The 9,511-nt window shown below is 57.2% G+C and carries 9 protein-coding genes; 6 read left to right on the top strand and 3 right to left on the bottom strand.

Going from position 1 to position 9,511, the window contains the following annotated elements:
* Positions 1-163: 163 nt before the first annotated feature.
* The gene (locus BLT54_RS06455) at positions 164-796 is read right to left on the bottom strand and encodes a hypothetical protein (RefSeq protein WP_143026757.1); all 633 of its coding nucleotides are present in this window, start codon (positions 794-796) and stop codon (positions 164-166) included.
* Positions 797-947: 151 nt separating this feature from the next.
* Positions 948-1,580: a TetR family transcriptional regulator C-terminal domain-containing protein gene (locus tag BLT54_RS06460; protein WP_009570643.1), complete on the bottom strand. Its 633-nt coding sequence runs from the start codon at positions 1,578-1,580 to the stop codon at positions 948-950.
* Between the two features lie 335 nt (positions 1,581-1,915).
* Between BLT54_RS06460 and BLT54_RS06465 the strand changes: the two genes are divergently transcribed.
* The 6 genes from BLT54_RS06465 to BLT54_RS06490 all read left to right on the top strand — a co-directional run bounded on the left by BLT54_RS06465 (position 1,916) and on the right by BLT54_RS06490 (position 8,286).
* Complete coding sequence (locus BLT54_RS06465; protein WP_074642370.1) at positions 1,916-3,166, top strand: Zn-dependent hydrolase; 1,251 nt, start codon at positions 1,916-1,918, stop codon at positions 3,164-3,166.
* A gap of 106 nt (positions 3,167-3,272) precedes the next feature.
* Entirely contained in the window at positions 3,273-4,727 is a 1,455-nt protein-coding gene (gene hydA, locus BLT54_RS06470; protein WP_074642372.1) for a dihydropyrimidinase, read from the top strand.
* Between the two features lie 92 nt (positions 4,728-4,819).
* Positions 4,820-5,596 (top strand): ABC transporter ATP-binding protein, encoded by a 777-nt coding sequence (locus tag BLT54_RS06475; protein WP_074642374.1) that lies wholly within the window; start codon positions 4,820-4,822, stop codon positions 5,594-5,596.
* Positions 5,593-6,462 (top strand): ABC transporter permease, encoded by an 870-nt coding sequence (locus BLT54_RS06480; protein WP_074642377.1) that lies wholly within the window; start codon positions 5,593-5,595, stop codon positions 6,460-6,462. The genes BLT54_RS06475 and BLT54_RS06480 overlap by 4 nt, the downstream gene beginning before the upstream one ends.
* On the top strand, positions 6,459-7,235 hold the full coding sequence (locus BLT54_RS06485; RefSeq protein WP_074642380.1) for an ABC transporter permease: 777 nt from the start codon (positions 6,459-6,461) through the stop codon (positions 7,233-7,235). The genes BLT54_RS06480 and BLT54_RS06485 overlap by 4 nt, the downstream gene beginning before the upstream one ends.
* A 67-nt stretch (positions 7,236-7,302) precedes the next feature.
* Positions 7,303-8,286 (top strand): ABC transporter substrate-binding protein, encoded by a 984-nt coding sequence (locus BLT54_RS06490; protein WP_074642382.1) that lies wholly within the window; start codon positions 7,303-7,305, stop codon positions 8,284-8,286.
* A 51-nt stretch (positions 8,287-8,337) separates the two neighbouring features.
* Here the strand turns inward: BLT54_RS06490 and BLT54_RS06495 are convergent, their stop codons facing one another.
* Complete coding sequence (locus BLT54_RS06495; RefSeq protein ID WP_143026758.1) at positions 8,338-9,231, bottom strand: aldo-keto reductase family protein; 894 nt, start codon at positions 9,229-9,231, stop codon at positions 8,338-8,340.
* Positions 9,232-9,511: the final 280 nt, after the last annotated feature.

Genomic DNA, 9,511 nt, shown 5'->3' on the forward strand with positions numbered 1-9,511 from the left:
TGATCTCTTGCGCGCTTTCACGCAGCGATGGGGCAAAGCGCCACCCTGCCCGTGTCCTGACTGGTTCACGCGCGCATGAGTGTCCTGCCGGGTCGAAGCCCTGGTCATGAAAACATCAAAATATCATATGCTTAGGTCGCGCCATCCTGGCGCGGACTGTGGATTAGGCCGGATCGTACGGGCTACGCGGATTGGCCGCCGGACCGGCATAGCGGGTCTCGGGGTCCATCGCCTCTGGTGAGGTCTGCACCAAGGCCTGAGTGGCCTCTGTTGCGTCTTTTTGCACCTCGGCCTGTGTCGCTTCTGCGGTGGCGGCGCGTTGGGTTTCGGCACCTGTGCCCTCTGATGTCAAAGGCTGCACGGCCTGCGAACGGGACTCTGGTCCACGCGGCGTTGCCGAAATGGCGGCCTCATCGCTGACATGATTGCGTCGGGCTTCGAACTGGGCAATGACATTGCGCAGATCGCTTTCGACCTCAAGAACAGAAGCCTGAAACGCAGGCGTCGGCCCGGTCAGAATGTCTTTTGGCAGATCTTCTTTGATCCGATTCTGCATTTCAGATTTGGCATCCGTCGATTGGGGTGCCGCCGCATCATTCGCAGTATCGACCGCAGAGTCACTTTTGGTGTATTTGCTGCCGTTCTGGCCGGGAAGTTCGTTCCCCTTTGTAAATGTCGCTGAGCCATCTGTCGCCGTTTGAGCGACCTGAGGCACAGCAGGCCTTGGTGGATCGGGTGGCTGTCTAAAGGCAAAGCCACCACCTCCAAAGGCTGGCACTCCCGCTACATTGGTCATGCTCGTGCTCCTTCTTTTCAGGAGCCCCCACGCTGTCCTTTATAATGGGTTATGGTTGCCCATGGGTTAATACCCACGGAAATTTTTGCTTTTGGTTAACGCGTTTCATCCTGTCGCGCCTCAAGGTGGCGCGACTTGGTTTCCAAATCCTTTATGGCGTCAACATCCGGCGGAACAGGGTTTCCAAATGGTGCCGCGCCTGTTCGAAATGCGCGTCACCCTCCGGGTGCAGAATGCCGCGGATTTGGGCGTCGAAATCGGCGTAATGCTGCGTCGTGGACCAGATCGAAAAGATCAGGTGATAGGGATTGCACGGCGCGATTTTACCCTGCTCAATCCAGCCTTCGATCACCGCCGCCTTTTCTTCGACCAGATTTTTCAGCTCGCCTTCGATCTTGTCCATGATGTTTGGCGCGCCCTGAACGATTTCATTGGCAAACAGACGGCTTTCACGCGGGAACTCCCGCGCCATCTCCAATTTGCGTAAAACATAGGCAATGACTTCCTCGACCGGGTCGCCATCTGCTTTCATTTCACGCAAGGGATCGAGCCAAGTTTTCATCAACCCGTCGATCAAGGCGCGGTGAATGGCGACTTTTGAGGGGAAATAATAGAGCAGATTGGGTTTGGACAAACCTGCGGCCTTGGCGATTTGATCTAGCGTTGCACCGCGAAACCCATGTTGAGAAAAGACCTCTAAAGCGGCTTCTAATATGGTCTCGGTGTTCTTTTTTTGTATTCTTGTGCGTGGTTGCCGTCCCGGCATTTTTGGTTCGATTCTCATCCGCCCCCGATCCTCTCGCGTTAGTCTGTCTATAATTGCTAAAAAAAACGCCAAACCGAAGGGGGAATCGCCTTAAAACCGGACTTGTGATCCGTTTGCATGGTTTTTTGGCACATGTACGGTTTTGTGGCTGAACAGTGCTGTTAGTGTTTCTCTTGACCGAATGGTCAAATCTGCTGAGTGTAGGCGATAGGGGATGCAACGCGCGCACCGCCTGAGCAGACTGCAACCAAGTTGGCGACCACGGCAGAGACCAAAATGGCGACCAAGGCTGTGCAGCGCACAGGCGGGCGGGTCCATCGCCCAAACGATTTGATGAACGAAAGGAAAGATCCATGTCGGCACCCGGCGAGAACCTCAAAATCAATTCCGAACGCCTTTGGGAGAGCCTCATGGAGATGGCCAAGATCGGCCCTGGGGTCGCGGGTGGCAACAATCGCCAGACTCTGACCGATGAGGACGCCCAAGGCCGCGCCTTGTTTCAGACATGGTGCGAAGCGGCTGGGATGACCATGGGCGTCGACAGCATGGGCAATATGTTCATGACGCGCGCGGGCACGGACCCGGATGCGCTGCCCGTTTACATGGGCTCGCATCTGGATACGCAACCGACGGGCGGCAAATATGATGGCATTTTGGGGGTGCTGGGCGGATTAGAGGCCGTGCGCACGATGAACGATCTGGGCATCAAGACCAAACACCCGATCGTGTTGACCAACTGGACCAACGAAGAGGGCACCCGTTTTGCCCCCGCGATGCTGGCGTCTGGCGTGTTTGCGGGCAAGCATGAACAGGATTGGGCCTATGATCGTGTGGATGCCAAGGGATTGAAATTTGGCGATGAATTGAAACGGATCGGCTGGGTCGGGGACGAACCCGTTGGCGCGCGCAAGATGCATGCGATGTTCGAATTGCACATTGAACAGGGGCCGGTTTTGGAGGCCGAGGGCAAGGATATTGGCGTCGTCACCCATGGGCAGGGCCTGCGTTGGATTGAATGTACGGTCGAGGGCAAGGACAGCCACACCGGCTCGACGCCGATGCATATGCGCAAAAACGCCGGGCGCGGTTTGGCCCTGTTGACCGAATTGGTCCATGAGATCGCGATGAAACATCAACCGGGCGCGGTGGGTGCCATCGGCCATATCGACGTCTATCCCAATTCGCGCAATGTGATCCCCGGCAAGGTGGTGTTCACCGTCGATTTCCGCTCGCATTTGCCGGATGTGCTGCATGCGATGGAGGCGGAATATTATGAGCGCGCGCCGAAACTCTGTGAGGAGATCGGGGTCACGTTCCACTCGGAAATTTCCGGCCAATTCGAACCACCCGCCTTTGATGAGACCTTGGTCGGCACGGTCCGCAACGCCGCGGCGCGGTTGGGCTATAGCCATATGGATATCGTGTCCGGTGCGGGTCACGATGCCTGTTGGATCAATGATGTTGCGCCGACCGCGATGATCATGTGCCCCTGTGTCGATGGTCTGTCGCATAATGAGGCCGAAGAGATCAGCCCGGCATGGGCGGCGGCGGGCACGGATGTGTTGTTGCATGCCGTTTTGGAAACCGCTCAGATTGTAGACTGAGGGCGGGCAGGGACGAGGGGCTCGCCCCTCGTGCTCCCGAGGATATTTAAAGACAAAAGAAGACTGAGGCGCGCGCGGCCTCGTCCGAGCAACAAGGAGTGAACTCATGAGCAAGGTGATCAAAGGCGGCACGGTTGTCACCGCCGATTTGACCTATAAGGCCGATGTGAAAATCGAAAACGGCGTGATTGTTGAGATCGGGCCAGACCTCTCAGGGGATGAGATTTTGGACGCGACCGGGTGTTTTGTCATGCCGGGCGGGATTGACCCGCATACGCATTTGGAAATGCCGTTCATGGGCACCTATTCCGCCGATGATTTCGCCTCTGGCACCCGCGCCGCTTTGGCGGGGGGGACGACGATGGTGGTGGATTTCTGTCTGCCGAGTCCGGGGGAGAGCCTGCTCGACAGTCTCAAGGTCTGGGACAACAAATCCGGGCAGGCGGCCTGTGATTATTCCTATCATATGGCGATCACATGGTGGGGCGAGCAGGTGTTTGATGAGATGAAAATCATCACCGAGGAAAAAGGTATCAATACATTCAAACACTTCCTCGCCTATAAGGGCGCGTTGATGGTGAATGATGACGAACTTTACGCCTCATTCAAGCGCTGTGCCGAATTGGGCGCGACGCCTTTGGTCCATGCCGAGAATGGCGATGTGGTGGCCGAATTGACGGCGCAGCTTTTGGCCGAGGGCAACACTGGCCCCGAGGCCCACGCCTATTCCCGCCCGCCGCAGGTGGAAGGCGAAGCCACCAACCGTGCGATCATGTTGGCCGATATGGCGGGCGCGCCGCTTTACGTTGTGCACACCTCTTGCGAAGAGGCACATGAGGCGATCCGCCGGGCGAAAATGAACGGCAAACGGGTCTGGGGCGAGCCTTTGATCCAGCATTTGGTCCTGGACGAGACGGAATATTTCAACGAGGACTGGGACCACGCCGCACGCCGGGTGATGTCGCCGCCGTTCCGCAACAAAAAGCACCAAGACAGCCTTTGGGCCGGCCTCGCGTCGGGCACTCTGTCCTGTGTCGCGACCGATCACTGCGCGTTCACCACTGATCAAAAACGCTATGGCCTCGGTGATTTTTCCAAGATCCCGAATGGCACGGGCGGGCTTGAGGACCGGCTTCCGGTGTTGTGGACCATGGGCGTCGAGACCGGGCGGATCACGATGAATGAATTCGTTGCCGTGACCTCAACCAACATCGCTAAGATTTTGAATTGTTACCCGAAAAAGGGCGCGATCCTGGTCGGGGCGGATGCGGATATTGTGGTGATGGACCCGTCGATGTCCAAGGTGATTTCGGCCGACTCCCAAGCCTCCGCGATTGATTACAACGTGTTCGAGGGCATCGAAGTCACGGCCTTGCCGCGTTACGTTTTGACCCGCGGCTATGTCGCCGTCGATCTGGGGGAATTGAAGGCCAAAGAGGGCCATGGTGAGTTTGTCGCCCGCGATGCTAATGCGACGGTGAACAGGGCGCTTTCGAAATGGAAAGAACTGACAGCTCCGCGTCCTGTGGCGCGCAGTGGCATTCCGGTGACGGGCGTCTAAAGTATTGAAAATAAAAGGGCAGGGCCGAACAACGGCCCGCCCACCAACAGGGATTGCTCCAGCATAAGAGCCAGAGCGAGGGAAAATATAGAATGAAAAAGCCAGTGATTGACGCCAAAGGCGTGGACCTGACGTTCCAGACCAATGATGGGCCGGTTCATGCGCTCAAGAACGTAAATCTTGAGATCAACAAGGGCGATTTCGTCTCTTTTATCGGGCCATCGGGCTGTGGCAAAACGACGTTTTTGCGCTGTATCGCCGGGCTTGAAACGCCGACGGGCGGGACCTTGACCGTCAATGGGTTAACTCCAGAAGAGGCCCGTAAATCAAGGGCTTATGGTTATGTCTTTCAGGCGGCGGGGCTCTATCCGTGGCGCACCATTCGCGGCAATATCCAATTGCCGCTTGAGATTATGGGCTTTCCGAAATCGGAGTGGAAAGGTCATATTGATCGGGTTCTGGATCTGGTTGATCTGCGCGGGTTTGGCAAGAAATTCCCATGGCAACTCTCCGGCGGGATGCAACAACGGGCGTCCATTGCCCGCGCGTTGGCCTTTGATGCTGATATTTTGCTGATGGACGAACCGTTTGGGGCGCTGGATGAGATCGTGCGCGACAAGCTCAATGAGGAGCTGTTGAAACTCTGGGCCGCAACGCAAAAAACCATCGGTTTTGTCACCCATTCGATCCCGGAGGCGGTGTATCTGTCGACCAAGATCGTGGTGATGAGTCCGCGTCCGGGACGGATCACCGATGTGATTGAATCGACCCTGCCACCAGATCGGCCTTTGGACATTCGCGACAGCGAAGAGTTTATCAAAATTGCCCATCGGGTGCGTGAGGGCCTGCGCGCGGGGCATGACGCATGAAAAACATCCTCCCCATCGTCACCATCGTGCTTGCACTGATCGTGATCTGGTACGGTGCCGCGTTTAAAATGAACAGCACTTGGACCTATGACCAAGCTGCACGGGCGGGCACAGAGGTGACGTTTTCCGATTTGCTCAGGGACACGATGCAGCAATCGCGGCCGCTTTTGCCCGCACCGCATCAGATCGCCAGCGAGCTGTGGAACACCACGGTCGAGAAGAAAATCACCTCGAAACGCTCGATGGTCTATCAGGGCATGATCACGCTCAAAACCACGCTTTTGGGCTTTGTCTTTGGCATTGTCATCGGTGTGGCTCTGGCCACGGTGATCGTGTTGAGCCGGGTCGGGCGGCTGACCTTGATGCCTTGGGCGATCATTTCACAGACCATTCCGATCGTCGCACTTGCCCCGATCATTGTCGTGCTCTCGAATGCGGTGGGAACCGGCACCTTAATGGTGCCAAAGGCCATCATCGCCGCCTATCTTAGTTTTTACCCGGTTTTGGTGAGCATGGTCAAAGGTTTAACCAGCCCGGATCAAATGCAGCTTGACCTGTTGCGCACCTATGGCGCGCGCCAAAGTGATGTGTTTTGGAAACTACGTTTGCCCTCTTCGATGCCCTATTTCTTTGCCTCGCTGAAAGTGGCGGTCGCGGCGTCTTTTGTCGGCGCGGTGGTGGCGGAATTGTCGACCAGCGCGATCTCGGGGCTTGGTGCGCGGATGTTGATCGGATCGCAATTCGGCGAGCCGATGATCATGTGGGCGGCGCTGTTTGCCGCTGCCATCTTGGCCGGGCTTTTGATTTTCCTCGTCGGCAGCTTTGAAAAAGCCGCACGGCATCTCATGGGAGGGCGCGCGCTATGACCCGCTCTGATACACGCGCCGAACAGGTGCTTTGGCCCCTTGGTTTTGGCCTATTGGTCCTCGTTTTATGGGAAGTTGGCGTGCGCCTGTTTGGCGTCTCTCCCGCGATCTTGCCGCCGCCCTCGGCCATTTTGGCCGCGATCCTGTCCTCTGGGCCGACACTTTGGGAAGACTGGGTGCAAACCGTCGTCAAAGGCGCGCTCAATGGGCTTTGGATGGGCACATTGGCGGCGCTGATCTTGGCCGTGATCATCGACCGATTTGTGTTTTTGAAACGCGGGCTGTTGCCTGTCGCCAACTTTTTTGCCGCATTGCCCATCGTCGGCCTCGCGCCGATCATGGTGATGTGGTTCGGCTTTGATTGGCAGTCAAAAGCGGCGGTGGTTGCGGTGATGGTGTTTTTCCCGATGCTGGTGAATATCCTCGGTGGTTTGGCCGCAGTGGATATGATGCAGCGGGATTTGATGCGTACCTATGCCGCCTCACATACACAAACACTTCTGAAATTGCGCGGCCCTGCGGCGCTGCCGTTTCTGTTCAATGGCCTCAAAATCGCCACCTCTTTGGCGCTGATCGGGGCGATTGTTGCTGAATATTTCGGCTCTCCCATCCGGGGTATGGGCTTTCGCATCTCGACAGAGATGGGACGCTTGGCAACCGACATGGTTTGGGCTGAAATTGTCGTGTCCGCGGTGACCGGGACGGCCCTTTATGGGATCGTGTCGGCCATCGAGAAACGGGTGACCTTCTGGCACCCATCACAACGCGGGTGAGCCCGCAAAGACGATGCACCGGGGGACAAACTCCCGGCATTACCGACAACTTGGAGGTTGTATTTCGATGAAAAAGCTACTGACGAGCGCTGCCGCTCTGGCCGCTATGAGTTCTGGCGCCTTTGCCGCCGATGACGTGACGCTGCAACTCAAATGGGTCACGCAGGCGCAGTTCGCCGGCTACTATGTGGCTCTTGAAAAAGGGTTTTATGAGGCCGAAGACCTGAACGTGACGATCAAGCCGGGGGGGCCGGATGTGGCGCCCGTGCAGGTTTTGCTGGGCGGCGGGGCCGATGTGATGGTCGATTGGATGCCTTCGGCCTTGGCCGCGCGTGAAAACGGCGCACCGGTTGTGAACATCGCCCAACCCTATAAATCCTCAGGCATGATGCTGACCTGCCTCAAGGAAAGCGGCATCACCGGCCCCGAAGATTTCCCAGGTAAAACCTTGGGCGTTTGGTTCTACGGCAACGAATATCCGTTCCTGTCGTGGATGGGCAAATTGGGCCTTGCGACCGATGGCTCCGAGGGCGGCGTGACTGTTCTCAAACAGGGTTTCAACGTCGATCCGCTGTTGCAAAAACAGGCCGCCTGTATCTCCACCATGACCTATAACGAGTATTGGCAGGTGATCGACGCGGGCATTTCCGCCGATGATCTGATCACTTTCAAATACGAAGACCAAGGTGTCGCCACGCTCGAAGACGGTCTTTATGTGCTCGAAGACAGCCTGAGCGATGACGCGTTCAAGGATAAAATGGCGCGGTTTGTGAAAGCCTCGATGGCGGGCTGGACCTATGCCGCCGCCAACCCGGAAGAGGCCGCTGAAATCGTGTTGGACTATGACGAAACTGGCGCGCAAACCATGACCCATCAGGTCCGCATGATGACCGAAGTGGCGAAACTGCTCGAAGGTTCCGACGGCTCTTTGGATGTGGCCGATTATGAGCGCACGGTGGCCTCGCTGCTGTCGGGTGGCTCCGATCCGGTCATCACCAAAGAACCGGTGGGGGCTTATACGCTTGAGATCACCGACGCTGCGATGAAATAAGTCCGACGTCATGATCAGAAAGGCCGCGCAGGGGAAGCTTTGCGCGGCCTTTTACATCAGCGCTGCCGGGGCGAGGTGACGCGTCTGGGCACCGCTGCGCAACTTAAATCGTGCCAGATCGGGGGCCTTGTCCCGGTCCAATGTGCCTAGATCAAGTCGCAGGACGCCCTCAGATTTCAAACGCCGGACCGCCTCCCAAAGGATCAGGTTATGCGCATTCAGCGCGCGTCCCTCAGAGCCTGTGTGGCCGATTTGATAGCTCGCGCTGGTGCCATGAATAACAAACAACATCTGCGCATCCGAGGCGCTGAACAGCCGCAGAGATTTGGGCGCAACATCTTGCACAGCCAGCATGAATTCGGGCGGCAATCCGCGATACCGCCCCTCCGCCTGCCGGTTTTTTTCAGCGCGCAACAGCGGCATCAGCACGCCGGCCGACGGCTGCAACTGCGCCACTTTTAGCCGCGTGCCCTCGGCTTTTTTCAAGGCATTGCGCCATTTGCCATGCATCCCGGCGCGCAGACTCGCAAGCTCTTGTGAGAGGTCCAGTTCCACCACCTCAGGCGCAGCAGTCAGGCCCATCCGCCTGAGCCGCGTCTCGCTGGTCATCAGGTGAACGCCAAAGGGCAGGGCGCGGCGCAAAGAGGTGAGCGCGGCGCGTTGGATATGCTGGGGACACTCGGGCAGAAACAGCGGGCCACGGGTGAGCAAAGATGTTCGCATGCCAAATTTTGTGCGCATAACGATCTGCGCGATGGCGATCGGTGTGGCAATCGGCGTCGTATCGTCAAAAACGCAAAGCCTGCGAACCTCGCGCCCCAATCGTTTTGCAGTTTCGCCATAGATCCAGCGCTGCGGCAAGGGCGCCATCACCCTGTCCGCCAGCGCCTCCCATGTGGCGCAATCACTGATCTGTTGCACATCCATGCGCGGAATATGTGGCAAACATCGTTAACAAAGCCTTTTCATTGCAGCGAAAATACTCAAATTCCACCGCCTGAGCCGATCAAAACAAATGGAGTAAATGTCACAGGGCCAACTGCCGGGTGGGGCGCAAGCCGGTGCCAAGCGCATGAAAAAGGCCGCCCCGAAGGGCGACCTTGTTTGTGCCATAAACCGTTGTCTTAGGGTTTTTGATACAACGAATTCCTGATCAATTCCTCGACGACGGCGGGTTCGGCGAGGGTTGAGATGTCGCCCAGGCTGCCAGTGTCGTTTTCGGCGA

The sequence above is a fragment of the Celeribacter baekdonensis genome (genome assembly GCF_900102315.1).
In the GTDB taxonomy this organism is placed as follows: domain Bacteria; phylum Pseudomonadota; class Alphaproteobacteria; order Rhodobacterales; family Rhodobacteraceae; genus Celeribacter; species Celeribacter baekdonensis.